Annotated in this window: 26 protein-coding genes; 6 read left to right on the top strand and 20 right to left on the bottom strand. The window is 39.0% G+C overall.

Features of this window, described 5'->3' with window-relative positions; genetic code table 11:
• The first annotated feature begins 179 nt into the window (after positions 1 to 179).
• The 4 genes from BJ095_RS10600 to BJ095_RS10585 all read left to right on the top strand — a co-directional run bounded on the left by BJ095_RS10600 (position 180) and on the right by BJ095_RS10585 (position 3,476).
• Positions 180 to 632, top strand: coding sequence for a prepilin-type N-terminal cleavage/methylation domain-containing protein (locus tag BJ095_RS10600; protein WP_107933071.1), 453 nt, complete (start codon positions 180 to 182; stop codon positions 630 to 632).
• Positions 625 to 1,179: a PulJ/GspJ family protein gene (locus BJ095_RS10595; protein ID WP_107933069.1), complete on the top strand. Its 555-nt coding sequence runs from the start codon at positions 625 to 627 to the stop codon at positions 1,177 to 1,179. Before BJ095_RS10600 ends, BJ095_RS10595 begins: the two co-directional genes overlap by 8 nt.
• A gap of 25 nt (positions 1,180 to 1,204) precedes the next feature.
• A complete protein-coding gene (locus BJ095_RS10590; RefSeq protein ID WP_107933067.1) occupies positions 1,205 to 2,893 on the top strand; it encodes a hypothetical protein in 1,689 nt (562 codons plus the stop codon).
• Between the two features lie 148 nt (positions 2,894 to 3,041).
• Positions 3,042 to 3,476, top strand: a complete 435-nt coding sequence (locus tag BJ095_RS10585) for a hypothetical protein (protein ID WP_107933065.1) — start codon at positions 3,042 to 3,044, stop codon at positions 3,474 to 3,476.
• A gap of 60 nt (positions 3,477 to 3,536) precedes the next feature.
• Here BJ095_RS10585 and BJ095_RS10580 read toward each other — a convergent pair whose 3' ends face one another.
• The 5 genes from BJ095_RS10580 to BJ095_RS10560 all read right to left on the bottom strand — a co-directional run bounded on the left by BJ095_RS10580 (position 3,537) and on the right by BJ095_RS10560 (position 7,048).
• Complete coding sequence (locus BJ095_RS10580; protein ID WP_107933063.1) at positions 3,537 to 4,415, bottom strand: hypothetical protein; 879 nt, start codon at positions 4,413 to 4,415, stop codon at positions 3,537 to 3,539.
• Positions 4,416 to 4,692: 277 nt separating this feature from the next.
• The gene (lepB, locus tag BJ095_RS10575; RefSeq protein WP_107933061.1) at positions 4,693 to 5,247 is read right to left on the bottom strand and encodes a signal peptidase I; all 555 of its coding nucleotides are present in this window, start codon (positions 5,245 to 5,247) and stop codon (positions 4,693 to 4,695) included.
• A gap of 248 nt (positions 5,248 to 5,495) precedes the next feature.
• On the bottom strand, positions 5,496 to 5,867 hold the full coding sequence (locus BJ095_RS10570) for a VOC family protein (RefSeq protein ID WP_107933059.1): 372 nt from the start codon (positions 5,865 to 5,867) through the stop codon (positions 5,496 to 5,498).
• Between the two features lie 261 nt (positions 5,868 to 6,128).
• The gene (locus BJ095_RS10565; RefSeq protein ID WP_235867638.1) at positions 6,129 to 6,536 is read right to left on the bottom strand and encodes a topoisomerase; all 408 of its coding nucleotides are present in this window, start codon (positions 6,534 to 6,536) and stop codon (positions 6,129 to 6,131) included.
• Between the two features lie 188 nt (positions 6,537 to 6,724).
• Positions 6,725 to 7,048 carry a hypothetical protein gene (locus tag BJ095_RS10560; RefSeq protein ID WP_215534991.1) on the bottom strand — a complete coding sequence of 108 codons (324 nt, stop codon included), beginning with the start codon at positions 7,046 to 7,048 and terminating at the stop codon, positions 6,725 to 6,727.
• 127 nt (positions 7,049 to 7,175) lie between these two features.
• Between BJ095_RS10560 and BJ095_RS10555 the strand changes: the two genes are divergently transcribed.
• The gene (locus BJ095_RS10555; RefSeq protein WP_107933055.1) at positions 7,176 to 7,394 is read left to right on the top strand and encodes a DUF5316 family protein; all 219 of its coding nucleotides are present in this window, start codon (positions 7,176 to 7,178) and stop codon (positions 7,392 to 7,394) included.
• Positions 7,395 to 7,455: 61 nt separating this feature from the next.
• On the opposite strand, the gene BJ095_RS10550 is transcribed toward BJ095_RS10555, so the two are convergent.
• The 5 genes from BJ095_RS10550 to BJ095_RS10530 form a co-directional block, all read right to left on the bottom strand.
• Entirely contained in the window at positions 7,456 to 7,650 is a 195-nt protein-coding gene (locus BJ095_RS10550) for a DUF6366 family protein (RefSeq protein WP_107933053.1), read from the bottom strand.
• A gap of 163 nt (positions 7,651 to 7,813) precedes the next feature.
• Complete coding sequence (glnA, locus tag BJ095_RS10545) at positions 7,814 to 9,148, bottom strand: type I glutamate--ammonia ligase (protein WP_107933051.1); 1,335 nt, start codon at positions 9,146 to 9,148, stop codon at positions 7,814 to 7,816.
• Positions 9,149 to 9,227: 79 nt separating this feature from the next.
• A complete protein-coding gene (locus BJ095_RS10540) occupies positions 9,228 to 9,629 on the bottom strand; it encodes a MerR family transcriptional regulator (protein WP_107933049.1) in 402 nt (133 codons plus the stop codon).
• A 308-nt stretch (positions 9,630 to 9,937) separates the two neighbouring features.
• Positions 9,938 to 10,552 carry a Bax inhibitor-1 family protein gene (locus BJ095_RS10535; protein ID WP_107933047.1) on the bottom strand — a complete coding sequence of 205 codons (615 nt, stop codon included), beginning with the start codon at positions 10,550 to 10,552 and terminating at the stop codon, positions 9,938 to 9,940.
• A gap of 192 nt (positions 10,553 to 10,744) precedes the next feature.
• Entirely contained in the window at positions 10,745 to 11,992 is a 1,248-nt protein-coding gene (locus BJ095_RS10530; protein ID WP_107933045.1) for a methionine gamma-lyase family protein, read from the bottom strand.
• A 232-nt stretch (positions 11,993 to 12,224) separates the two neighbouring features.
• Between BJ095_RS10530 and BJ095_RS10525 the strand changes: the two genes are divergently transcribed.
• Complete coding sequence (locus tag BJ095_RS10525) at positions 12,225 to 12,890, top strand: trimeric intracellular cation channel family protein (RefSeq protein WP_107933043.1); 666 nt, start codon at positions 12,225 to 12,227, stop codon at positions 12,888 to 12,890.
• A 173-nt stretch (positions 12,891 to 13,063) separates the two neighbouring features.
• Here the strand turns inward: BJ095_RS10525 and BJ095_RS10520 are convergent, their stop codons facing one another.
• The 10 genes from BJ095_RS10520 to tnpC all read right to left on the bottom strand — a co-directional run bounded on the left by BJ095_RS10520 (position 13,064) and on the right by tnpC (position 26,282).
• Positions 13,064 to 13,366, bottom strand: coding sequence for a rhodanese-like domain-containing protein (locus BJ095_RS10520; protein ID WP_107933040.1), 303 nt, complete (start codon positions 13,364 to 13,366; stop codon positions 13,064 to 13,066).
• 169 nt (positions 13,367 to 13,535) lie between these two features.
• Positions 13,536 to 13,769: an RNA chaperone Hfq gene (hfq, locus tag BJ095_RS10515; RefSeq protein ID WP_107933038.1), complete on the bottom strand. Its 234-nt coding sequence runs from the start codon at positions 13,767 to 13,769 to the stop codon at positions 13,536 to 13,538.
• A 63-nt stretch (positions 13,770 to 13,832) separates the two neighbouring features.
• Positions 13,833 to 14,750 carry a tRNA (adenosine(37)-N6)-dimethylallyltransferase MiaA gene (gene miaA, locus BJ095_RS10510; RefSeq protein WP_107933036.1) on the bottom strand — a complete coding sequence of 306 codons (918 nt, stop codon included), beginning with the start codon at positions 14,748 to 14,750 and terminating at the stop codon, positions 13,833 to 13,835.
• Positions 14,747 to 15,661, bottom strand: coding sequence for an alpha/beta fold hydrolase (locus BJ095_RS10505; RefSeq protein ID WP_235867637.1), 915 nt, complete (start codon positions 15,659 to 15,661; stop codon positions 14,747 to 14,749). Before BJ095_RS10505 ends, miaA begins: the two co-directional genes overlap by 4 nt.
• A gap of 11 nt (positions 15,662 to 15,672) precedes the next feature.
• On the bottom strand, positions 15,673 to 17,310 hold the full coding sequence (locus tag BJ095_RS10500) for a glycerol-3-phosphate dehydrogenase/oxidase (protein WP_107933034.1): 1,638 nt from the start codon (positions 17,308 to 17,310) through the stop codon (positions 15,673 to 15,675).
• A 206-nt stretch (positions 17,311 to 17,516) separates the two neighbouring features.
• Positions 17,517 to 19,439: a DNA mismatch repair endonuclease MutL gene (gene mutL / locus BJ095_RS10495; RefSeq protein WP_107933032.1), complete on the bottom strand. Its 1,923-nt coding sequence runs from the start codon at positions 19,437 to 19,439 to the stop codon at positions 17,517 to 17,519.
• Positions 19,440 to 19,738: 299 nt separating this feature from the next.
• Positions 19,739 to 22,348 (bottom strand): DNA mismatch repair protein MutS, encoded by a 2,610-nt coding sequence (gene mutS / locus BJ095_RS10490; protein WP_107933030.1) that lies wholly within the window; start codon positions 22,346 to 22,348, stop codon positions 19,739 to 19,741.
• 275 nt (positions 22,349 to 22,623) lie between these two features.
• A complete protein-coding gene (gene cotE / locus BJ095_RS10485; RefSeq protein WP_107933028.1) occupies positions 22,624 to 23,217 on the bottom strand; it encodes an outer spore coat protein CotE in 594 nt (197 codons plus the stop codon).
• A 772-nt stretch (positions 23,218 to 23,989) separates the two neighbouring features.
• Entirely contained in the window at positions 23,990 to 24,148 is a 159-nt protein-coding gene (locus BJ095_RS19055) for a hypothetical protein (protein ID WP_181418038.1), read from the bottom strand.
• Positions 24,149 to 24,764: 616 nt separating this feature from the next.
• Positions 24,765 to 26,282 (bottom strand): IS66 family transposase, encoded by a 1,518-nt coding sequence (tnpC, locus tag BJ095_RS10475; RefSeq protein WP_438695937.1) that lies wholly within the window; start codon positions 26,280 to 26,282, stop codon positions 24,765 to 24,767.
• Positions 26,283 to 26,349 lie beyond the last annotated feature (67 nt).

The following is a 26,349-nucleotide window of genomic DNA, read 5'->3' as shown; positions in this document are numbered from 1 at the left end:
TCGTTATAAGGAGTCAATTATTCAGAATTAAATTTCGTTGGCAAGTGGTTACATTTTTGATTGCCGTTTAATGCATTTTTTGCTTGCCAAATACATTTCAATTGGACATAATAAAAATATGAAGAGTAAATGTATTAATTGATAAGATTATTATAAATTTTTCCTTATGGAGTTCTTCAATGAAAAGACTAAAAAATAATTCCAAAGGCTTCACCCTTATTGAAGTCGTTGCTGCCATCATCATCATTACCATCATCCTGCTCAGTTTTTCGCAACTGTTTATTCAGACGAATCGGACGGCGGCTATGAATACGGAGAAGCTTGTGACGATTAATTTGGCGGATGCGATGCTAGAGCGTGTTCGTGCTAGGACTTATCCGCGGGCTACTGATATTCAGAGTTATTTTGTTGATACTACACAGACGAACAAGAAGCTAAAAAATCCCCCACTCGAGGTAGATTTGAATGGGAGAACTTATAGTGTTTCGTATGTTGCGAGCCAAAGTACGGCAAAATCTAAAAATGCCACTTTTTCAGAAAAGGATCTTAACCTCGTGAAGGTGGTTGTTACTGTCACAGCACCAAATGGGAAAACAAAAGGATCCTCAGAGGGGTATGTTTCGATTGAATAGAAAACGACTAAACGAAACTGGAATTACTTTAGTTGAATTATTAGCTGTTCTTACTTTAATGTCGTTTGTCTCTATTTTTACGATATCCTTAATAGTGAAAAGTACAGAAACGACAGATGCCATTCGAGTTGAAACGAGTCTTCGAGATGAGGCCGACATTATCGTGAGTAGCCTGATCAAATCCCTCTATACAACAAAGCAAGCACATATTATTCAAAATATTACAGATAATGATAATAGTTATTTAAATGTGTCTAGCTCCCCTGCCCTCTGTACGCGTGATACCACTGGCAATCTGATTTTGGATACTGCTTGCAGGAATAGCTTAAAGCCTATCGGATTCGTCACGAGTAATGGAAAGACAAGATTGCATTTAAGAAATGACATTTATGAGGTTTCCAACAATAATATCACCATATTGAAAAGCTCAAGAATTATTGGTGATCCGAATACTGCGACTTCATATCAAATCGTTTTAGTGCTTCAATATACAACGCGAAATACCTTAAAAGAAATTCAATTTGTCAATGAAGTCCAGCCCTTTTAACTGTTAGTCTAGGGAGTCGAATATCATGCACATCACGAAGTCCGAAAAAGGTTATGCCTTATTATTAGCACTAACCGTTCTCATTATATTATCGATTTTGGGGTTAAGTCTTATTACAATTACGAGCAATAGCATCGTTAAAAATGAAAATAGAGAAAATATTGTCCAAGCAAAGGATGTGTCCGATAAGGGCGTTGAATTTCTAACCGCTTCTATTCAAAAGGAATTGCAGACTTATATTAGTGCTGGGACTGTTGGAAAAGCTGATTTTCAAACAAAATTAAATCAAATCATTCAAAACTCTAGATATAGTTGCACTGCTGGTGGTGTAGAAATACCAAGCGAATCAGGTCAAACGAATGTATGTGTTGACGTGAACAATATCCAAAATGTCTACAATGAAAAAAACGAATTGCAGGAGCTAAAAAAAATCGTCCCCATCATTAGTACCGGTATAGTAAATGGAAAAAGAAATGTAACTACCTCCAGAGTAATGTTCGGGACAGATGCGATCCCTGATCAGCTCAGATATGCGATTTCTACCAATAATGGAGGGAATCTTTATTTACATGGCGGCGTAGAGGTTCAAGGGGATATAAAGTCAGATGGCAACCTGATATTATCCAGACAAGCCACATGGTTTTCCGGGACAACCGCTAGATGGGAAGACAGTGTAACGACACGAATTCGTCAGGCGGCAAATAGTGTAACACCGAAGTTAATATTGAATGATCAGAAAAATGTCTTTGTGTTAAACACCAACAATAAGCCTACCTACGATGAGCATGTGGCTGGCACAAGACTAACAAATACAGCGAACTATACACGTTTTAGTCCCACAGCTGCCAACGCTTCTGCATCGATATCAGCTCAATTTTTCAATAGTCCCCAGCTAAATGTGATTACGAAGGATTTATCTGACGATACCGTTGAAATAACCGGAACGATTTTAAACAAAGCAACGAGAGGCACAAACAAAAGATATACTTCTTTGAACATCACTACGTCCACTCACGAAACGAGGAGTTTTGCTAAAAACTACGAAACCCTTGTTGCTGGTGAGACGGATCAATGTGTGTCCTGGTTTGTTTTTTGGTGCACGAAATATGAAAAGACTTTAACGAAAAGCAGCCTTACTATTAACGGAGCATCGACTACCGGAAATCGAACGATTGATTTATCGGGAACGTATTATGTATATGGCGATTTGAACGTGACAAATACGAACCTTCGAACAGATGCATTAATTTATGTAGATGGGAATGTCACAATTCGTGAAAGTACTTTAAATGGGATAAGAGAAAATAGTACCCTTATTATTTTTGCAACCGGTGAAATTAATATTTCCAATATCTCCGTCGATAGGGACACCCCGAGTATCATAAAAGGCTTTTTCTACACAAAGTCCAACATGATTATGTACGGGGTTGGTTCACATATTCAATTACAGGGCGGCATTTCAGCGAATCGGCTCATACTTACTGCTGTACGGGGAAGCTCAAGGAGTAATACCTTTGAATCCGGTGCTGCGCAAGCTCTTCTGTACGACCATGACCGAAATCCAATCACGCCAAATGTGCCTCAACGAAATTCACGTTTAACGGTAATTTATGATCAAAATCTAATCTCGGAGTATACCGACTTTATGAGGGATAAAGAAGAGGAATTCATCACAGAAATTAATGCACCGGAGATTATTGAACGGTCACATTAATAGCGATGATAGCTAAATTTTGCATTAAATTGTAACAAATCTTTCTCAGAAAAATTGTCAATTCATGTAACTCTCTAGTCTTTTGCCCGGCCTTCAGTTACATTAAACTTAAGCAAGTGATTCACAATTGAACTAAGAAGGTGTATTTATGAAAGCACAGAACCAAAAAGGCGCCTCCACTACTAAAATTATCGCAATCACAATTATTATCTTGCTTCTTATAGGTGGAGCCGTAACAATTTTTTACGATGTGGCAGATAAAAGCGTGACATTTTCTGAGGAAGAGATTAGCTCAGCAACAGCTATAGCACAACAAGAATTAAACCTTGCCTCAACAGCCGCTGCGTACTTCACATTCGACAAAAGAGCAGCAGCGATTCAATCGGTCGGTTATGGTGAGCCAGAAATCGAGAAGTCCACAATGACCTTTGAAAAGCATAACGAATCAAACGTCTATGTATTATTAAAGCTACAGCCACACGAAAGCTACGAAGAATTATCTCGTGTACTAATTCAAATTTTCGATAAAGAAAACGGCGCCATGATTACCGAGCTTGATAATGTTTTGACATGGAAAAAATAAACGAAACCCACCTCCCCTTTAGCTAGGGTGAGGTGGGTTTTAATCATTTTAATACATCATTTATCTTCGTATAAATTCAGCTTGAGAAACAGCTGTAACACTCATGTATCTGCCGACTGCAAACTTACGTCCTTTTTCCGTAACAATCACATGTGTATATTCATAGAAACTGCCCTTTATACCAACATGCGGAACATTTTCATAGAATTCATATGGAATGAATTTTGTAATCTTCTCTTTTTCAATAGTTCCATTTGGACGCGTAATTGTGACAATACTTCCTTTTTTTACTGGATATTGGATTTGCACCTTTGTTACTTGCTCACTTACATTTAATTCATAAGAAAATGCAGATTTTGTCTCACTAAATTTAATTTCAGCTTCCCCACCTGCACAATATTCATTAACCAAATCTCCGGAATACATGCCGTGACATCCTTTAAATGATTTTGATTTTTCATCATAATACATAAAAGAAACGCCATCCATAAATTGATTATAATTATAATCAAATCCAAATAAAGTTGATTTTGGAGGTACTAGCGATTTTACTGGATATCCATATACTGCTATAGCCTGTTCGTATATTTTTTGTGGAAGTTGTTCAAATTTAATAATTTCATTTCCTTGAACTGTTACTCCCCCACCAAGATAATATTTAGTAGCTTCAGCTATTTTATTTAGTTTGAGATTGTCATACTTTCTAATTTTCTCAATGTCGTAAACACGGTATGCCTGTCCCTTTTTTCCGATAATAACGGATGTCGAACCATTCGGATTTTGCTTATACAATTTTACATCGGTAGAAAATTTAACAATCCCAATTTGCCCTGAATTTATAGTATAGTTTCCCCATTTTACTGTACTCGCCAGTGCATCCTCATTCACAAACAAATTACAGCTTATAAATAATAGTATTAAAAATACTAACCTTTTCATCTTAAACCCTCACCTTCTCCAAAAGTTATTAAGAATAATCCTTCAATTTTATTATTATTCTAGCATTATTAAATGCTAAAAGCGATATACTATAATATTTGAAGAATTTGACCTAATAACGCGACCGTGAAAAAAGGCGTAATTCTTACTGGAGAATTGCGCCGAATAAGGGAAGAATATAAACAAAGACCGATTCACCTTTAAAATTGAGCCCTTCATTTAAATAATGAAACCTGTATAGTAATCAATGACTTTAAATTAGGCACTCTCTATTGAATTAATTACTGTCTATTAATTGAATCTTTTTAATAGGATAGAAAACGAAATTCGTTGTTCCTACTACCTTTTCGATAGGTATAGCACCGATATGACGACTATCTTTACTGAATCTTCTATTGTCCCCCATAACAAATAAATGTCCTTCTGGGACTATATCACTTTGAACGGGAGTCTCTCGTAAAGTAAATGAATTAGTTAGCAATCCATCTTTTACTTCATGTTTAGCCTGGTCTAAGTAAGGTTCGTCGTAGGATATTCCATTTATAAACAAAGTATCATTTTTATATTCAATACGGTCTCCTGGCAACCCTATTACACGTTTTATATAGTCTTCATTCTCTGTTGCGTGAAAAACAATAATATCAAATCTTTTGGGTTCCCCTATTTTTGTTACAATCATACGTTCTTGATTATATAAGGTTGGTTCCATAGACGCACCATCCACCACAATTGGTGTAAAGAAAAATAGACGAATTACAAAGGTCAACGCTATAGCAATTAAAATAGCCTTAATCCATTCCATACTCTCATTTTTAATTTTATTTACTACCATTACTTCTCACCCTCTCAATTACTCTACTTTTAATATTTTTAATTCCATGTTAACATAACTTTCTATTTCACTTTCAGTATTTTTCCATAAAGTCTATTTAATAAATAAAGACCACAGTTCTATAACCGAAATGTGATCCATAATGATGTGTAACTTAACTTCACAAGGCCAGCTTTTTCTGAAACTTTATAGACATATAAACATTAAATATGAAGTTTCATTGCTTTATTGAAATAAGGTAACTTACCTTACCAATGTACTTGAAGTTTATTACCATTGGGGTCATAAAAGTGGAAAAAGGCATGGCCATTATCTTCTTTTATAGCCTCGACCTTAACTTGATTATCAATTAAGTATTGATGAAATTCAGCTAATTTTGGACTTGTAAAGCCAATGCTAAATTCTTGTTCGTTATCAATTGTAAAATGTACAAATGTTTCATCCTTGGTAGGAACTAAGATAAGTAAGAACGGTCCTTCATTTACTTTTAAAATTGCACGTTCTTCAGTATTGTTTAGCAACTGGAGCCCTAAGACATCTCTATACCATTGCGTAGACAGTTCTAAATCTTTTACAGGAATTCTAATATAATGTACTTGTTCAATAAATGATTTACTCATACATTTCCTTCTCCCCTTTATGTAATCCGGTATATCTAATAATTCCTTTTCTATATACCTTTTTCCTTCCTATTAGAGAAATAGCCTGCTCTTTAACGAACAATAAACTTCATAATTGACCACTTAAAAGGAAAAGACCCCTCTCAAAAGAAATGGGTCCCATAATTGAATTTAGCTACCGATAAAAAATGTAGATTTCTAGCATTAATAAAGTATGTTTCCTATTTAACAACTAAATTTTATGGTTTGGGAAGTTCACCGCTAGTATTTCTCGATTGTTATCGTTACATTTTCTTCGTTAATTGCAACATTCTCTGTTTCAGAAGCTCTCTGAATTGAATCTTCAATAATTTGCTGAATCTCGGTATCATCAACTTTTAAATCCTTCGGGAAACTTACTGAAATCGACATTTCTTTTAGATTACCACCTAACATTATCGCTATTGCCTCATGATCAATTTCCGTTTCTTCTGTAATAGCTGCTAGTATCTCAGTTTGTAATTCTGATAGTAAATTTATTTCATCGTTTTCCTCATTCGTTAAAGCGTCTACAGCTTCCTCCTCACTATCACTCACTACTAATTCTGTTACTTCTTCATTCTCTCCATTACAACCAACTAATAACATTGAGCTAAATACAACGCCCGAAATCAAAGCTTTCTTTATCATTATATAATCCCCTTTTATATTAAATACAAATTCGACAACCATATTCGATTCTTAAGTTTGACATTTGGTTATAGTAAAATTTCATTTTAATATATTTTTATACAATCCTTACCTTTAATAAAAGACTTACATCCCTGGGTAATCTTACAAATACTAAACAAGAAAATGAAGTCTATGTTATTTTAATGCTAAAAAAGATAGACAGTACAAAGCAATATTAATAACCCTAACGCTAATAATTTAACCTTCTGGATTTTACTAATCGACTTCCAGTTTTTAATAGTATTAAAAATAACCCCAATGAAAATTAAGCTGATTGCTAGCTTCGTTATAAAGTAATTATCGAAAAGTGTAATGTTACTAACAAAAAGCAGGTATCCTATAATTGTAATAATTTGAAAAAGAAGTGTCGAAGGTTGTTTTCTTCTTTCTTCTTTCAATTTTGTGTAATCTCTCTTTTTCAAGCCGAGGATGCTGGCAATTATAATAAATCCCGCGAAGAAAATTTGCATTATTAATTCCAAATTCAGTTTCCCTCCATTTCAATGTAAAGGAATTATATAAAAGTTAATAAAATGTTAAATTCTATGAACCACAAGTAATTAGAAAATGTATGTAAATGAAGAAGGAGGCATCTAAATGATGAAATTAATTCTTTATATCGGCGTTATCAGTATTATAATTTCCGGTATTTTTATTGGTGCTTGGACGGATGATCAACGACAAAGAGATAATTTTCAAACTGAAACAGAAACAGATAAGATTTTCAAAACACAAATAGGACTGATTTCTGGTTTAATAGGGATAATCTCTTTAGGAGTTGCTGGATTAATCTATTTTTTACAAATACACTTTTAACCCTTATTAGTTTATAAATTCTTCATTTTAAAAAATGACTTGATTCAGGCTAACTCGAGCTTTAGCTGAAGAAAGCTAAATATATTATTGAAAATAGTATTATTAAGAGGATAAGTATCCCTGCACCTTTCCAACCAATATCTCCAATCATATCTTGCAGACCAGCACCATGGATACTTCCTGCTGGGTTTCTTTTCAACTCTTCCTGTCTCAATCTTTCTCTTTTCTCACCTGGCGTTTCTTTATCTTTTTTCACTTCATTCACCTGCCCACTATTAATTTACAGCAAGACTGATCAACTAATCTTGACTAAATTATGCTACATAGCTTCTATAAATTTTAACATATATTCACAATTTCAATATTAAGTGTTTATACACAAAAAAACCTGACACAAAATGTGCCAGGCTCCATAAGTATTAATACATTTTTAGGTATTGCTCGCGTTCCCATGGGTGTACTGCTGTGCGGAACATATCGAATTCGATTTCTTTTGCTTCACGGAAGTTTGCATAGATGTGTTGACCTAATGCTTTTTTCACTACTTCGTCATTTGAAAGTGCTACTAGCGCATCATCAAGTGAAGCTGGTAAGTTATCGATTCCGTTCGCTTTACGTTCTTCTTCGTTCATCACATAGATGTTGCGGTTAACAGCTGCTGGAGGGGTTAACCCTTGACGAATACCTTCTAAACCAGATTCCAGGATTACCGCTAATGCTAAGTATGGGTTCGCAGATGGATCTACTGAACGAATCTCAACACGAGTTGATAGTCCGCGAGAAGCTGGAATACGAATTAATGGTGAACGGTTTTGTGCCGACCATGCTACGTAACATGGTGCCTCATAGCCTGGTACTAAGCGCTTGTAAGAGTTCACTGTTGGATTTGTAATCGCCGTGAAGCCTTGAACGTGCTCTAAGATACCTGCCATAAATTGCATAGCTGTTTGTGATAAGCCAATTTCAGCACTTGGATCATAGAATGCATTTTCTTTTCCTTTAAATAAAGAAACGTTACAGTGCATACCTGAACCGTTGATGCCGTATAAAGGCTTTGGCATGAATGTTGCATGTAAACCGTGTTTACGAGCAATTGTTTTTACTACAAGCTTAAACGTTTGGATGTAGTCACAAGCTTCGATGGCACTTGCATATTTGAAGTCGATTTCGTGTTGACCAGGAGCTACCTCATGGTGAGAAGCTTCGATTTCAAAGCCCATTTCCTCAAGCTCTAGCACGATATCACGACGGCAGTTTTCACCAAGATCAGTTGGTGCTAAGTCGAAGTAACCACCGTTATCATTTACTTCAAGAGTTGGTTCACCCTTTTGGTCAAGCTTGAATAAGAAGAACTCTGGCTCTGGCCCAAGGTTGAAATGAGTGAATCCTAACTCTTCCATATTTTTTAATACGCGTTTTAAGTTATTACGTGGGTCCCCTTCAAATGGTTTGCCATCTGGTGTGTAAATGTCACAGATGAAACGTGCAACTTTACCATTATCAGTAGTCCATGGGAAAACCATGAATGTGTCAAGATCAGGATATAAGTACATATCTGATTCTTCAATTCGAACAAAACCTTCGATAGAAGAGCCATCGAACATCATTTTGTTGTCTAATGCTTTGTCAAGTTGACTTACTGGAATTTCTACGTTTTTAATTGTCCCTAAAATGTCTGTAAATTGTAAACGAATATATTTTACTTCTTTTTCTTGAACTAGACGTTTAATATCGTCTTTTGTGTATTTACCCACAGCATTCCACACTCCTAATTTTCCCTTATTCGTGAATGACCTTGATCATTCACATGTTTCTATTTATAATTCACGCGTATTATTGGTAAAAACGCGATAAATCCCCTTGTCGCAATGACGTTTTTTGATTACGTCCACTATTAATCATCTCTTCACGCAAAATGCGGCGCAATTCAGCATCCGAAATTTCTTCCTTCGCTTTTGCTTCTTGAACTGCTGGATTATTTCTCATTTCAAATACTTTTTTAATACCTGCCATATTAACGCCCTGCTCTAACATGTCCTTCACATCTAGAAGCGTATCCACGTCATTTAAGGAAAACATACGTCGATTCCCCTCTGTACGGTGCGGCTGAATTAAATCATGCTCTTCGTAATAGCGAATTTGGCGCGCAGATAGTTCGGTTAATTGCATTACAATACTAATTGGTAAAAGCGGCATGGATCTTCTTAATTCACTTGATCTTCTTTCACTACCCATTTAATCCACCTCCCTCACGACTATCTTACTCCCAGTGAGGTTGAATGTCAAGGTTGCGTCAGAAAAACTAACATTAAGAGGCGAATAATAAATTATATATTTATTAGAATATAGCCCTTATAAAGAACTTTTACAATAGTTTAACTATTCATTTTATTATGACATCATTTGTCTGAAAGTTGCCGTCTTCTGACGTTCCCTGTTATATATCGGAGTTTTAATGTTATATCCAGATTCGCTATCCTAAAACTTCATTTTCCAGACAATTAAAAGACTGCAGTGCAAAATCTTAGCACTGCAGTTCCAGATTATCTTTTACGCGAAGAAATTAAGATATTGATAAGGATATAAGCAAGATTCAAATAAAGTCGAAGAGAATAAAACAGGACCTCATTTTCTCGGATAAGGTTATTGCGTATGCTATCCATTTCATAGACCGTGTAAAGTGCAAAAGCCAATACAAATATTCCGGCTACAACTAGGAAAAATGGACTGCTGACTGGAATGAAAATATAAATAAAGGCAAAGACAACAAAGACGATTAATATCGTAAACGCGTACATCAAAGCCTCAGAAATCTGGTACTCTATGAGTTTGATTCCCATAAAGGCGATCGATATGAAGATGATTAATGTTGCTATAAATACTGAAATGATTAGTGCGGCTCCCAGCCAATCAATAAATATAATAAGAAGTAAAAAATGCAGTACGCCAAACAATATAGGAATCAAAAAAATTATAAAGTTCCCTAATCTCATTAAAAAAGTAAGTACAACCAATGCGATGCCCAATAGCGAAAGAATAATCACTATCGAAAGCGGCAGCAACAACGCCACTAACAGCCCTATCACACTCAAAATCCACATACCGACAAAATAGAAGATTATGAGGTCGTAATTTCTATTCCTCCGATAATGCCCCATAAACAACCCCAATCTTAGATGATTTACTATCACTATATTTTTAAACAGTATATGTTATTAATAATTTTTTGCTTGGGGTGTAGGTTTTTGATGATAATAAGTTTAGAAGATGATGTTAATTTTGACTGTCTTAAGAAGCTCTCATAAAAAAAGACAGCCCAGATTCTAAAATCCGAGCCGTCATTATATCATTTATCTCAATTTTTGAACCGCACTGCATATCGCATATTTCACGTGCTCGTATGTTAAGCCACCTTGAATGAATGCCGTGTATGGTGGACGAATCGGACCGTCAGCAGTCAGCTCGATGCTTGAGCCTTGTACGAAGGTACCTGCTGCCATGATAACGTCATCCTCGTAGCCTGGCATATAAGCAGGCTCTGGTGCAAAATGAGCGTTGACCGGTGAAGCTGCCTGTATTTCCTGACAGAAGGCAACCATCTGCTCAGCTGTTTGGAAGGAAACCGATTGAATCAAGTCCGTACGCTTGGCAGTATAGTGTGGATACGTTGCCATCCCCACCTCCTCCAGCATAGCCGAGGTGAAGATTGCCCCTTTCAAGCTTTGCGCGACCACGTGAGGTGCTAAGAAAAACCCTTGGTAAAAGTCAGCTAAAGTATTCAAGGATGCTCCTGCTTCTGCCCCAATACCAGGTGACGTCATACGGTATGCACACTTTTCCACTAGCTCGGCCTTTCCTGCGATGTAGCCACCGATTTTAGCTAAGCCACCTCCTGGATTTTTAATCAAGGATCCAGCCATTAAATCTGCCCCTACTTCTGTCGGCTCCATTGACTCCACAAACTCACCGTAGCAGTTATCTACAAAGATAATTACCTCTGGATTAATTTCACGGATTTTTTTACACATCTCTTGGATTTCTTCTATAGTATACGAAGGGCGTGTTGCATAGCCTTTCGAGCGCTGAATGGCTACCATTTTCGTCTTTTCATTAATTGCTGCACGCACACCATCCCAGTCAATATCGCGATTGTCTATTAAATCCACGTGGGAATAGCCAATGTCGAAATCCTTTAATGAGCCAGTATCCTTCACTCCGCCATCAACAATAGATTGAAGCGTATCATACGGTTTCCCTGTAATATACACAAGCTCGTCACCAGGTCGCAGTACGCCGAATAAACTTAACGTAATGGCGTGAGTCCCAGAAATGATTTGAGCACGCACGATGGCTGCCTCTGCTCCAAAAACTTCAGCATATACTCTCTCTAAGTTATCGCGCCCTTCATCGTCATAGCCGTAGCCGCTCGATGGGTGCAGGTGAAAATCACTTACCTGGTGCTTACGAAAGGCTGCTAGTACCTTTTGCTGATTGAAAAATGCCATTTCGTCTACTTGAGCGTGGATGGGTCTTACTTTAGCTTCCACTTCATTTGCTAGCTGCAGCGTTTCCGGCTTTATTGTTGAAATAAATGTCATGAATAATTACTCCGTTCTATACAAATCGCACGAAGCGATCTTCTAATAAATAATGTCCTTTATTATCTTAACAATTCCTGCTAGCATTTCAACTATTTTAGAATTTTGGAGATTTTGTACGTGTTTGTTTTTATTATTCAAATAATTATTATTTTTAATAAAAAATTACTTTACGAAAAGCTATTAAACTGCTATTCTCAATCTTGCATGTTCATGTAAGGAGGCAATGTCTATGGCATGGGAAGTCTTTAGTATTATTGGCACCATCGCATTTGCGATTTCAGGTGCAATTGTAGCCATGGAAGAAGAATACGATTTATTTGGTGTATATTTATTAGGGATTGTCACTGCGTTTGGCGGGGGTGCAATACGAAATCTGTTGATTGGCTTGCCAGTTTCGACTTTATGGAGCCAAGAAATGATGTTTCAAATTGCCATAGCTGCCATTACGGTATTTTTCCTAGTACCCCACCATCTTATTAAGCATTGGAACCGTTGGGGGAACTTTACGGATGCAATCGGCTTGTCGGCTTTTGCGATTCAAGGTGCAATTTACGCTGTATCACTTGAGCTTCCAATTAGCGCTGTCATCGTGGCGGCAGTTTTAACGGGGTCAGGTGGAGGAATAATTCGCGATTTATTAGCACGGAGAAAGCCATTAGTTCTTCGTGATGAAATATATGCCGTTTGGGCGGCAGGTGCTGGTTTAATCATCGGGCTTCAGCTTTTAGATGGAGATATTTTCTTATATGCTCTATTCATCGTCATTACGGCGCTACGTGTTTTATCATACACGAAGCATTGGAAGCTGCCTGTAAGAACGCTGAAGCAAACAACAGAAACTGAGTCTAACAATACAACGATTAAAATTGATACAAATAAAAGAGCACATAGATGAGTAGATTTGCTACTCACTTATGTGCTTTTTTTGTGGATTGTCGGGATTAGTTGAGAAAGTGTCGGGAAAATTGATAAAAGTGTCGGAATTATAATGCGAAGTGTCGGGAAAACCAGCAATTTTGTCGGGATTCGCAATTCGCAACCAACTACACCCATTCCAACACTAACCCCTTACTTAAACTCTAATTCTCCGTCATAAGCCATCATGCCACCTTCAAGATTGATTACTTGGAAGCCTTGAGACTCTAGGTATTCGCCTGCATTTGCACTGCGAACGCCACCTTTACATACCATGATGTATTCCTTCGATTTGTCTAGTTCAGGAGCTTTTTCCGGAATTGAACCTAGGGGAATGTGGATAGCACCAGGTACCGTGCCTTGCTCCACCTCAAAATCCTCGCGTACATCGATAATGTTTAAATCTTCATTTGCATCTAATAGATTAACTAATTCTTCAGTTGTCATTGTTTTCATAATTAAAAACCTCCATCTTGTTCCATTTCAGCTCGCGAAACTACTTACACGAGCTAGCCCACTTTAGTATAATGAAAAAACGCACCCTTCGCAATTAACGTGATTTCACTCGAAGTTTCCCGTTTTTGGGCACCAAAAAATCGGCAAGTAAACTTAGCCGATTCGGTCATCATTGATCATCGTTGTCTGAAGTGATTGCTACATTTTTTGATGGAGAAAATGTTGAGATGGCATGCTTGTAGATTAAATGCTGCTTGCCGTCTACTTCTAGTAAAACAGTAAAATTATCATAGGATTTCACTAGACCCTTAAGCTGGAAACCATTTAATAAGAAGACTGTTACAAAAGTATTGTTTTTTCGAAGATTATTTAGAAAAGTATCTTGAAGATTGATTGATTTCAACGTATACACCTCGTCCATAGTTTTCTATAGTTAGATATTCGCCATCGAAATCGATTTCCCTTCTTAATATTTGAACAATTTAGAATATTTTTCGATTTTATTCCATTCATTTCCTATCCATTCGACATCCATCTTGTTACGGAAGTATGTCAGCTGGCGTTTGGCATATCTTCTAGAGTTTTGTTTTAGCTGCTCAATGGCGTCATTAAGAGTTAGACGATCATCCAAATAAGCATACAGCTCCTTATAGCCGATTGCCTGTACGGATTGCACATCACGAATGCCGCGCTCCCACAATCCTGTCACTTCCTCCAGTAACCCTTGCTCCATCATGATGTCCACTCGCAAATTAATGCGCTCGTAAAGCTTCTCGCGGTCCATATCTAGCCCGATAATCAAATACTGATAGAGTGGGATATTTCCACGATTGTGTTCCTCACTTGCCTTTGAAACTCCATGCAGCTCGACCATTTCAAGCGCGCGAATAACACGGCGCGTATTGTTCGGATGTATCGTTCCAGCCGTTTCCGGATCAAGCTCCATTAGCTTTGCATGCATTGCATCAGGCCCGATTTTAGCTAATTCGTCATAATAGCTTTTTCTCGCTTCCTCGTCCACGTCTTCCTTCGTGAATTGGAAATCGTATAATACTGACTGGACGTAAAGCCCCGTACCTCCCACAATAATCGGAAGCTTGCCGCGACCTTGGATTTCGGCAATTTTCTCCCGAACCAATGTCTGATATTCAGCAACGGAAAAGCCTTCTGTCGGCTCCTTAAAGCTTATAAGATGATGGGGAACGCCCTCCATCTCCTCTTCGGTAATTTTGGCTGTCCCAATATCGAGCCCCTTATAAATTTGCATGGAGTCGCCATTGATAATTTCCCCATTAAAGGCCTTTGCCATTTTAATACTTAAAGCTGTTTTTCCTGAAGCTGTCGGTCCAACTATGGCGACAACTTCGATTTTTTCATCATTCATCTATTTAACCACCGTGTAATTACAGAATATACATGTTTTCGATTAATCTCTTTTAAAATTTCGTGGCGCATGCCTTCAAAAAGATACACCACTACATCGGTTAGACCTGCTTCATTCATTCCTTTAGCAACCTTAAAGACCCCCGAGCCCTTACTTCCCACCGGATCTTCACTGCCACTAATCAATAAAATCGGTAAATCCTTGCGAATGTTTTTTATCTCTTCTTTTTGATTGATTACTAATAATCCATCTGTTAAATCTACGAAGTACTGATTGGTTGGAATGAAGCCGCAATATGGATCCTTCATATATTTTTCGACTTCCTCCTCGTTGCTGCATAGCCAATCGTAAATTGTTTTGGGATTTAGCACACTTCTACTAAAACTATTGAAGCTTAACTCGTTCATTATCGGACTTTGCACATTTTTCCCGTTCAAGGAGCAGAGTGAACGAGCAACTGTATTTCCTATTTGATGAAGAGCCGTTGTTGCACCCGTTCCACACAAAATACATTTGTCGATCATCCCACTATAAAGCTGAATAAATCTGCGAGCGATAAATGAACCCATACTATGCCCAAAGAGCACAATCTCCTGATTATTGGGATCCACACTGTAATGCTGTATGATGTCAAAAACATCATCTACCACACGCTGGAAGCCACCCTCATCACCAAAATAACCAAGCTGACCGTTGATTTCTGCAGTCTGGCCATGTCCTCGGTGATCATGTGCCGTGACAAAGTAGCCTTGACTCGTCAGGTTTTGTGCAAAGGCCTCGTAGCGTCCACCGTGCTCTGCCATGCCATGCAAGATATGGAAATTCCCTATCGGTGTACCTTTGGGTTTGTAAATGCGTACATAAACTTGATGACCATCATCCATTTGCAAGATCTCTGCATGCTCTACCAACCGAATTCACCCTATTTCATTGGATTTTTTGCTTCGTCAATAAATTGCTCTAGCTGTGCACGGTAAAATACCGTTTCACTTTCAGAATACCCTAGAATATTGCTCATAATCTCTAAAATGGCTTCCTTATATTGCTCTACTAATGCGATATTGAAATATAAGTAGCCCGTTCTACGGATTAAGAAATCACAAGGCGTCATAACCATTTCATAGTAAATTGCGTATAACAGCTCCGCATAAAGAGACGGTGGTATATCTAGCTCGCAGTTATGAACCGTTTTTACATATTGGAAAACCTCATCCACATTCGTTCCATATTTGCGAACAAGCCGTTGCGTATCGGAATTGCTAATCCCAAGCTCAGTGCCTTCTTTTGATTTGTTCGCTACATAATCCTCAAAATTTAAAGAGTTTAAGCCTCTCGCACCAGATAAAGCAAGTTCCTTCGTGATACATTCAGTAGCATGCTTGAATTTCTTCAGCCTAACAACCTTGTCAACAATGGTTTCTGCCATTTGACGATAGCCAGTTAATTTGCCGCCAGCCACCGTTAGAAGCCCACTCGGTGCAACCCAAAGCTCATCTTTTCGCGAAATTTCAGAAGGGTCCTTTCCTTCCTGGGAAATTAAAGGTCGCACCCCTGCCCACGAAGATTCAACATCATATTTCGTCACTGTTGCATCCGGGAAGATATAGCGGATTGACTTTAGTAAATAGTCTACATCTTCCTTTGTTGCGGTAGGTTGGATTGGGTTATCCTCATAGAAAGTGTCCGTTGTTCCAACATATGTTTTACCATCACGCGGTATTGCAAACACCATGCGTCCATCTTCCGTATCAAAGTAAACTGCCTGCTCTAAAGGAAGTCTTTTTTGGTCAATAACAATGTGAACCCCTTTTGTATGGCGAATCGTTTTCTTGTTCGTGATTTTATCCAGCTTGCGCACGTCATCTACCCAAGGACCTGTTGCATTGATAATTTGGTGTGCGTGAATCGTGATTTGCTCACCAGAAATTTCATCTCGAACATTTGCCGCAACGATTTTCTTCTTTTTGTAGACGAAATCTACTACTCGAGCATAGTTTAGACAAATCGCACGATATTCAACTGCTTTTTTCAGCACCTCAATCGTTAGGCGGGCATCATCTGTTTTGTATTCCACATAATAACCTGCACCACGTAAGCCCTTCGTTTTTAAGAGTGGAACCTTTTCCAATGCTTCTTTTTTAGAAAGCATTTGGCGACGCTCATCTTTTCTCACCTGTGCCAATCGATCATACAGTGTAAGAGCCGCACGTGTCGTCATTTTGCCAAGCGTTCCCTCTTTGTAAAGCGGGAGCAACATCCATTCAGGCTGTGTAACATGAACGGCATTTTCATAGACAATCTCGCGCTCACGTCCAACCTCTGCCACAAGTCCGACTTCTAACTGCTTTAAATAGCGAAGTCCACCGTGCACAAGCTTCGTTGAACGACTTGACGTCCCTGCAGCAAAATCCTGCATTTCCACCAGCGCCACAGAAAGTCCACGCGATGCAGCATCCAGAGCAATCCCTGCTCCTGTAATGCCCCCTCCGATCACAAGCACATCGAAAGTATAACTATCTAACGTATTAAGTATGTTCGGACGCTCCTTGAATGAAAACATTTGCAATTCCCCTTTACAAAATATTTAGGTGTATCTTCAGTATTTGATTAGGATTGAATGTGAACGCTATTTGGATGAAGCGGACATGTCTCGCATTAGCGTTCTTTTGGTTTTTGAATTGCGCTCAAGTCGCAAGGTAATCTTATTAATTTGATTATTACTCGCGAAGGCCGCAAGTACACCTCTATACTAACAACAACTCCCACCTACATTACTCGTTTAAACATTTTTTCCACTTCGTATGTAGAAAAGTGAATCAATACCGGTCTGCCATGTGGGCATGTGAATGGATTGTCAGCCTTTCTCAAATCATCAAGAAGTACAACCATTTGCTCTTTTGTTAAGTAATAATTGGCTTTGATTGATTTTTTACAGCTCATCATAATCGCCGCCTCTTCACGTAATTTCTTGACATCTGCACGTCGAGTTTTGAACACCTGCTCAATCAGCTCCTCAATCAGCTCCTGCTCGAAGCCTTTCGGGAACCAGGTAGGATATTCGCGAACCACAAAAGATGATTGTCCGAAATCCTCCAAGAACACGCCCACTTCCTCTAAAGCATGGACATTTTCCTTTAAAATCAACGCTTCATCTGCTGAATAATGGAATGTTAATGGCAGTAGTAGCGATTGTCTCTCATTTGGATTTACATCGCCGACTTTTTCGCGGTAGTATTCATATTTGATGCGTTCCTGTGCAGCATGCTGGTCGATTAAATAGAAGCCATCTTCCATTTGCGCCACAATATACGTCCCGTGTATTTGCCCAACAATCTCAAGTTCTGGGAATGGCTCTTTTTTCCCGGCTACTTCCTCTTCGATAACTGGTACTGCCGTTTCAACTGGCGTTTCATCAATGACTGTTGATGGTGTTGGATTTGGAGCTGACCAATCGATTTCTAGCTCCGTTGGGACATCCTGTACTACTGAGTTAGCTTCTTGCTCTGGTGAAATTTCTCCCACCCCAGCTACTGGACGCGATTGGACTTCCGGCTCTCTTACAATCGAATCCTCGGATGTTAGCTTTTGCACAATGGCATTCATTTTATTTTCATCAAAGGATGGGGTATACGGCTTCCAAATATTCATTTGCTCTGTTGGAACACGCACAGGCTTCTCCTTTTTCTCGGCTACCGGCACATGAATGGCCGCACGAATCGCTTTATTGATAGCCTCCTGCACTAACGGCAATAGCTCCTGCTCTTTACTTAAACGAATTTGAAGCTTTGCAGGATGCACATTCACATCGGTTAAATACGGGTCCCCCTCGATATAAAGTACCGCAATGGGGTAGCGCTCAATCGGCAAATACGTGTGGAAAGCATCCACTATCGCCTTTTGTACCAAGTAATGCTTCACCCAGCGACCATTTACGAAAATAGAAATATAGTTTTTATTTGCGCGCGTCACCTCAGTCAAGCTCACAAATCCATGTACTTTATAATCCTTTGACTCTGCACTGAAGGGAATCATCTTCTTGGCGTTTTGCATCCCATAAATGGCAGCAATCACCTGCTGTACACTTCCCCGTCCATTTGTCTGCAGGAGCGTTCCACCGTTATGTACAAGCTTGAACGCAATCTCAGGATACGCAAGGGCCAGACGATTCATATAATCAATCGAGTGACCTAGCTCCGTCTGAATTGTTTTCAAATATTTAAGACGCGCCGGTGTATTATAAAACAGCTGAGCAATCGTAATATCCGTTCCTCTACGAAAGGCAGTCGGTTTTTTCGAAACAAGATGCCCACCATCCATCTGAATCTCGAGACCATTATTCTCCCCATCAGAGGTTTTCAATGTCACCTTCGAAACAGACGCAATCGAGGCAAGTGCCTCCCCACGGAAACCAAGCGTACGGATTCGGAAAAGATCCGGCTCCTTTGAAATCTTCGAAGTAGCATGACGTGAAAAGGACTTCAATGCATCCTCTTCATCCATCCCACTTCCATTATCAGTTACTTGAATGGAGGTTAACCCCGCTTCTTCGAGAAAAACTTCAATTGATGTACTTCCTGCATCAATGGCGTTTTCAACGAGCTCTTTCACAACTGACGACGGGCGCTCAACCACTTCCCCCGCCGCAATCTTGTTCGATAACCACTCATCCATAATTTGAATTTTTCCCATTTGAAGAACCTCCTTTTTATTTTGACTAAAACACTAGATACTTAAGTGAATTGTTAAGAGAGTTGGGATAGCTTTTTTTGAAAAGTGCTCGGATTTGAGAATCTCGCCAGTTTTTGTCGAAATTCAGCCACTTCATAAAAAGCCCCAAAACTCGCAGTAACTTTCAATCAAACTTACTATTTTTTGATGTTTTTTGAATCGAGTTGTATGCTTCGATACTATATCCGCCAGTTTTAGAAATTTATCCGCCAACTTTCAGAAGATATCCGCCACTCTATCCCGTCCCAGAATTCTACAAATTATTTCTTACTCAACAAAGCTTGTTGTAGCTCATAAAGCACGTTAATCGCCTGTATTGGCGCGGTGCCCATGATGTTGATTTTCTCTATGCGCTGCAGTACGTCCTGCTCCACATCCGATAATACAGCAGCAGCTACTGCAGTCGCCTTTTCTTCCTCTGCAAACAGCGATAACTGAAGCTCAGCCTCAGCCACAACATCATTCACTACCGTAGCCGCAACATTCGCCACCCCGTGCTCCTTCGACTCGAACTGTTCCAGCAACACACGAGCACGGTCGATTATTGCGTCTGGCATTTCTGCTAGCTGGGCAACATGTACGCCATAGCTTTTATCTGCTGCTCCCTCACGAACCTTGTGCAAAAAGACAACCTTGCCGTCCTTCTCCGTTGCACTCACGTGTACATTTTGTAAACGAGAAAGCTGCTCCTCTAAAGCAGTTAACTCATGATAGTGAGTCGAAAACAGGGTGTTGGCACCGATTTTATCATGAATATATTCCATCATCGACTGAGCCAACGCCATCCCATCATAAGTCGACGTTCCACGGCCGATTTCATCGAATAATAATAAACTCTTCTCAGTCGCATTCGTAATCGCATTCTGTGATTCCAGCATCTCTACCATAAACGTCGATTGACCCGCTACCAAATCATCTGCTGCCCCAATACGTGTAAAAATCTGATCCGTAATTGGAAGCACTGCCTCATCAGCCGGCACATAACAACCCATTTGCGCTAGCACAACAATCAGCGCTACCTGACGCATATACGTACTTTTCCCGGACATGTTTGGACCTGTAATCAGCATCATATTTTTATCATCCGGCAACACACAATCATTTGGCACATACATTTGCTTATTTAGCATCTTCTCAACAACCGGATGTCGACCACCCACAATTTTCAACGCTCGTCCCTCATGGAAGGCAGGCTTCACAAAACGATACTTTTCTGAAACATGCGCAAAGCTTATATACACATCAAGCTCACTAATCTCTGAAGCAAGCGCCTGAACACGCGGAATAAAAGCCTTTAACTGATCTCGTAGCTCAACGAACAAATCATACTCTAATGCCAGGCTTTGCTCCTCGGCATTTAAAATAATCGCCTCTTTTTCCTTTAACTCCTCAGTAATATAACGCTCCGCATTCGCCAAAGTTTGCTTTCTCTCATAGCGAGACAAATCTGCACTCGCAATATTCGATTTCGTTATCTCGATATAATAACCAAAAACACGATTATAGCCGATTTTCAAATTCTTGATTCCAGTAAGCTCACGTTCCTTTTGCTCCAACTGGGCAATCCAGTCCTTCCCATTACGAGAAGCAAACCGCAATTCATCAAGTCTCTCATTATACCCCTCACGAATCACGTCCCCTTCCTTGATCGAAATTGGTGGATTATCCGTAATCGCTTGAGATAAAAATGCCTCAATATCCGCACACTCATCAAGCTTCTCTCCTAGGCGAGCAAGGGTCTCCTTCCCCGAATCCAGCAGCTGTTGTTTAATGGAAGGAACTTGGCGCAACGATTCACGAAGCTGGGCCAAATCCCTTCCGCCCACATTACCAAACGCCACACGACCTGCTAACCGTTCTAAATCATAAACGTTCTTCAGCAATTCCTTTAGCTCATTTCGAACAAAAAATTCATCCAGCAAATCCGTCACGATGGATAGTCGATTTTCAATAGCAGAACGGGTTGCTAATGGCTGATGTAGATACTGTTTGAGTTTACGACCACCCATAGCAGTGACAGTTTCATCAAGCAGCCAAAGCAATGTCCCTTTCTGATCACCACCACGAATTGACTCCAGCAGCTCTAAATTACGCTTCGAATTCGTATCGATTCGCAAAAGCTGCTTCGTTTCCGTATATGTAAACTCTTGAATATGCGACAAACTACGCATTTGAGTTCGTTCTACATATTGCAGTAAGCTTTTTGCAACGCCCTTTAATTCAATTGGTAAGCTTTTGATATATTGAGAGGCCTTCTCTTCTGGCATTTCCTCCTGCTCAATAGATAGTACAATACCGAGATTGCTTGCCTGTTCAGCCAATAAAAGCTGGAGCTGCTCTGTTACAACAAGCTCACGAATAGTAAAGGCCATTAATTGCTGAAGTAAAGCCTTCGTACCACCTTCAACTAACGCCGTATTTGCTTCACCAGTAGACACATCCAGGTAAGCTAGAGCGAATGTGTTATTTGCTAATTGCTCCGCACATGCAATGAAATGATTTGTTTTTCCATCAATTGTTTTGCCTTCCATAATTGTGCCGGGTGTAATTAGCTGTACAACCTCACGTCTTACAACCCCTTTTGCTTCTTTGGGGCTTTCAGTTTGCTCGCACACCGCCACTTTGTAGCCCTTTGAAACAAGGGTTTCGATATAGCCCTTCGCCGAATGAAAAGGGACACCACACATCGGAATTCGTTCCTTCAATCCTGCATCGCGTCCAGTTAATGTGATTTCTAATATTTGAGATGCTTTTACCGCATCATCGAAAAACATTTCATAAAAATCCCCAAGTCGATAAAAAAGGAAGGCATCCTCATATTCAGACTTGATGGATAGGTATTGCTGCATCATTGGTGTATATGTTGTCATTTTCATGGTACCTCTCTAAACTAAATCTTTCTTCTATAGTAGAAAACACGTTTTATCCGTGCGATTAAATTATAATTACATTCCTAAACAGTATAACAAAAATCGACTCATAAACGTTGGCTGGCGCGCATTTATTTTACTATAGGAATACTTTGGAAAAATGAAAACAGGATTTTCGCATAATGGAGCGAAAATCGCTGTTTTGTTGAAGCAATACAATAAAGAAGAGCGCCTATAGGTTCTACCTTTTGAAGGTAGATGGCGCTCTCACTTTATTAACGAAATGATGACGAGTCTTCAATAAATTTAAAGCCATCGCTAGAAGATGAAGACGATGATGATGAAGATGATGATGAAGAACTTGAGCTCGAGCTTGAGCTAGATGATGATTCATCTTGATATACCCATTCTTCTTCATAATCTACTTCGTGAACAGAAACAACCACTTTTGTCTCGCCAACGATTTCTACCACGAATTCACGTTCGATCACTACATTGAAGCAATCACCATTTTGGTTAATTACCGCTTCGATACAGTTTGGTTGTTGGATAACACGTACGTGGCAGTTATCTGATTCAATTACATCGTTATCGCGGTAGTGAAGCTTGATGCGATCCTTGTAACTGATTGTTTCAGAGTGAACTGCAGTTTTTGTATTATTATTGTACGCATACCATACGTTTACATCGAACTTACCTGTGATTTCTACATATTTCCCTACTTTTTTGGCATTGTAGTGATGGTTAATCACCCAGCACCCCAAAATACTGGTTGGCGTAGATGAAGGGCGAATTACTTCACTCGCTTCAATTCTTTTCTTACCTTTAGCGACAACCGCTTTTGTCACTATTTGACGCAAACGTTTCAACGCTTTTTCCTCCTTTAACATCTAGTCGAACTATACTATGCGGCATGTGCCTAATTGGTGAAATGTCACGGATTCGTTTTTCGTAGATTTTACAAATTGTTTTCTCTTGCACACTTGAGGAGCAATGTGACATCGTGACACTTCCTGGATGCATTAAACCTAGCCGCTACCTAGCCGCGCTCACCCCTCAAAAAGAAAACAATAGCGTAAATGTACTCTGGATTTTCGAATCTTTTGCTGCTGACAGTTTATATTATTATAGGTGGGCGAATAGTGTGACTAAAAAATAAATAAGGCGTATTCCCAGAAAATGACTTGCTCATAATAACCCTATAAATCTAAACGTTAGGAGCTTATTATGACTAAAAAATTTTTCAGCACAGCATCAATACTATTGCTATCACTCGGCCTCGCAGCCTGCAACAGTGAGGAACCAACGCCATTAGAAGAGGAAGTCGAAGCCCCAACAACAGATGATCCAAACACGGAAAACGACAACTGATCGTTTGGGAAGCGTTCGTTGTATATATGTGAAATTGGGTTTAAGTGGGGAAGTGGCTTTCATCTTGGTTATGAATGCCACTTTTTTTGTTTCAGAGTGTTGGAATGGCTTTCATCTCGGGTATGATTGCCACTTTTCTTGCTTCGGTGTGAGGGAATGGCTTTCATCTCGGTTATGAATGCCACTTTTCTTGTTTCGGTGTGAGGGAATGGCTTTCATCTCGGTTATGAATGCCACTTTTGTTGTTTTGATGTAGGGGAATGGCTTTCATCACTCTCGTGAAAGACACATTTCTTTGAATTCTTTTCCATACTGGCTTTCATCACTCTTATGAAAGGCATTTTTCTTTGACTCCTTTCCATACTGGCTTTCATCACTCTTATGAAGGACATTTTTCTTTGAATCCTTTTCCATACTGGCTTTCATCACTCTTATGAAAGACATTTTTCTTTGAATCCTTTCGCAAACTGGCTTTCATCACTCTTATGAAAGACATTTTTCTTTGAATCCTTTTTCAAACTGGCTTTCATCCCTTCTATGAAAGACACTTTAATTAGAATTCTTTTCCATACTTTCTTTCATCACTCTCATGAAAGACACTTTTCTTTGACTCCTTTTTCAAACTGTCTTTCATCACTCTTATGAAAGACACTTTTCTTTGAATTCTTTTCCATACTGTCTTTCATCACTCCTATGAAAGACATTTTTACTTGACTCCTTTTTCAAACTGGCTTTCATCACTCTTATGAAAGACACTTTTCTTTGAGTCCTTTTCCATACTGTCTTTCATCACTCTTATGAAAGACACTTTAATTAGAATTCTTTTCCGTACTGTCTTTCATCACTCTCATGATAGACATTTTTCTTTAAATCCTTTCTCAAACTGTCTTTCATCACTCTCATGAAAGACACTTTTCTTTGAATTCTTTTCCATACTGTCTTTCATCACTCTCATGAAAGACGTAAGCCCGAAATATAAAAATAGCGCACCTTTTCGGTACGCACGACCAATGGCCAGCTATCTGAAATTTTTTCGGATAGCTGGCTATTTTGCACATGTAGCTTGGATATTTTTCGACCAAGGCATGTAATCATTTAAAAGTTCAGGCTGTTGATTAATTGGTAAATTCGGCAACTCAGTCATCACCTTCACGAGGTATTGATAGAAATCGATGCCATTCACTTTTGCCGTTTCTGCCAAACTTAAACAGATGGTATTTGCTTTAGCACCAGCTTCACTAACAGAGAAAAGCCAGTTTTTTCGACCAATCACATTTGGACGAATCGCATTTTCAGCTGGATTATTATCAATTTCAATCCGACCATCAAACAGAAATGCCTTTAACCCATGTACACGATTTAAAGTGTATTCCGCTGCTTTTGCGAGTGCATTTTTTCCGAAGAAAGGTGATTCATCTACCCATTTCAAGAATTTCTCCACAATGGGCTTCGAATATTTTTGTCTTGCTTTTCGGCGTTCACTTGGTGAAAGCTGCTTAAATTGGCGTTCTAAGTGATAGAGTTGATCACAATAATTCACGCCAATTTGCCCATTTTTACTATCGGCTTTCAGCCAATAACGTCGAACGTGAGCCCAACAGTTAGCGAAGATGACATTAGGTAGATTACCATATGCAGAATAACCATCACAAATGAGGGTTCCTTTAAAGCCAGCCGTAAACTCTTCCAGTATGGTACGACTTCTAGATAAAGCGCTCTGGAAAAGAATAATGATTGGCCCCTGGCTTGGAACACTTCGGAATACCCAATTATAGGCGTTCGATTGACCACATTTCCCGTCTGACCGTTTAATAATTTGTGCATAGGTTTCATCCACATGGAGAACAGATTTTGCTATTAATATCTTTTTCATCTGTTCATAGACCGGTAGAAGCCAATCTTTAGCTACACGAATGACCCAATTCGATAAATTCTTATCATTAGTAAGTAAACCATATCGTTCCCATTCTTTTACCTGACGGTAAAGGGGTAAATACTGAATAAACTTATCGTAGATAAGCTTTGCTAAAACAGTTGGTCCTGCAATGCTTCGCTGAATGACAGCTTGCGGTGCTTTCCCTCTTTTGATTTGTGCCTTTTGGGAGGTATCCTTTTTACAATGCTTACACTCATAAGCATGTTCGATATGCTGAACACGCTTCATTGTAGCTGGAATAAATTTTGCTTCTTCACGTGCAATTGTTGTACCAATTTCAATCATCTCACCATGGCAACAGTCACACTGCGTATTGTCAGGATGATGGTGGACTTCTTCCACTTCAATCCCATCTAAAAAAGCATCATTCCGTTTTTTCTTATGTAATTTCCGAACAACTGTATACGTAACAGTTGGCGTGCTTTGTTCTTCTGTGTGCTCAGAATCGCTAAAAAACGGATCATCTTCAAATAATGAACCTTGTCCATCGGGCGCTTGATACTTAGATTTTTCTGATTTAGAACCGTATAAAGCCTTTGTTAATTGGCGAATTTGTTCAGCTAGTGCCTTATTTTGAGATAACGACTGATCTAGCTTAATTGAAAGCTCTTCATTTTGTTTTTTCATATAAGCTAATTGTTCTTCAAGTAATCGAATCACTTGTTCTGTTGTTGAAGCGTTATCCAAATCATTC

Origin of the sequence: Ureibacillus chungkukjangi (assembly GCF_003217295.1) — a bacterium.
GTDB classification, from domain to species: Bacteria; Bacillota; Bacilli; order Bacillales_A; family Planococcaceae; genus Ureibacillus; species Ureibacillus chungkukjangi.
The sequence above is the reverse complement of the archived record's forward strand: the minus strand, read 5'-3'. Positions and strand labels throughout refer to the sequence as shown.

Bases quoted from the DNA above. Each gene is read 5' to 3' on its own strand.
- BJ095_RS10600 (WP_107933071.1), top strand. From the start codon at position 180: ATGAAAAGACTAAAAAATAATTCCAAAGGCTTCACCCTTATTGAAGTC.
- BJ095_RS10590 (WP_107933067.1), top strand. From the start codon at position 1,205: ATGCACATCACGAAGTCCGAAAAAGGTTATGCCTTATTATTAGCACTA.
- BJ095_RS10585 (WP_107933065.1), top strand. From the start codon at position 3,042: ATGAAAGCACAGAACCAAAAAGGCGCCTCCACTACTAAAATTATCGCA.
- BJ095_RS10580 (WP_107933063.1), bottom strand. From the start codon at position 4,415: ATGAAAAGGTTAGTATTTTTAATACTATTATTTATAAGCTGTAATTTG.
- lepB (WP_107933061.1), bottom strand. From the start codon at position 5,247: ATGGTAGTAAATAAAATTAAAAATGAGAGTATGGAATGGATTAAGGCT.
- BJ095_RS10570 (WP_107933059.1), bottom strand. From the start codon at position 5,867: ATGAGTAAATCATTTATTGAACAAGTACATTATATTAGAATTCCTGTA.
- BJ095_RS10565 (WP_235867638.1), bottom strand. From the start codon at position 6,536: ATGATAAAGAAAGCTTTGATTTCGGGCGTTGTATTTAGCTCAATGTTA.
- BJ095_RS10560 (WP_215534991.1), bottom strand. From the start codon at position 7,048: ATGCAAATTTTCTTCGCGGGATTTATTATAATTGCCAGCATCCTCGGC.
- BJ095_RS10555 (WP_107933055.1), top strand. From the start codon at position 7,176: ATGATGAAATTAATTCTTTATATCGGCGTTATCAGTATTATAATTTCC.
- BJ095_RS10540 (WP_107933049.1), bottom strand. From the start codon at position 9,629: ATGGGTAGTGAAAGAAGATCAAGTGAATTAAGAAGATCCATGCCGCTT.
- BJ095_RS10535 (WP_107933047.1), bottom strand. From the start codon at position 10,552: ATGGGGCATTATCGGAGGAATAGAAATTACGACCTCATAATCTTCTAT.
- BJ095_RS10530 (WP_107933045.1), bottom strand. From the start codon at position 11,992: ATGACATTTATTTCAACAATAAAGCCGGAAACGCTGCAGCTAGCAAAT.
- BJ095_RS10525 (WP_107933043.1), top strand. From the start codon at position 12,225: ATGGCATGGGAAGTCTTTAGTATTATTGGCACCATCGCATTTGCGATT.
- BJ095_RS10520 (WP_107933040.1), bottom strand. From the start codon at position 13,366: ATGAAAACAATGACAACTGAAGAATTAGTTAATCTATTAGATGCAAAT.
- miaA (WP_107933036.1), bottom strand. From the start codon at position 14,750: ATGAATGATGAAAAAATCGAAGTTGTCGCCATAGTTGGACCGACAGCT.
- BJ095_RS10500 (WP_107933034.1), bottom strand. From the start codon at position 17,310: ATGTTTTCATTCAAGGAGCGTCCGAACATACTTAATACGTTAGATAGT.
- mutL (WP_107933032.1), bottom strand. From the start codon at position 19,439: ATGGGAAAAATTCAAATTATGGATGAGTGGTTATCGAACAAGATTGCG.
- mutS (WP_107933030.1), bottom strand. From the start codon at position 22,348: ATGACAACATATACACCAATGATGCAGCAATACCTATCCATCAAGTCT.
- tnpC (WP_438695937.1), bottom strand. From the start codon at position 26,282: ATGAAAAAACAAAATGAAGAGCTTTCAATTAAGCTAGATCAGTCGTTA.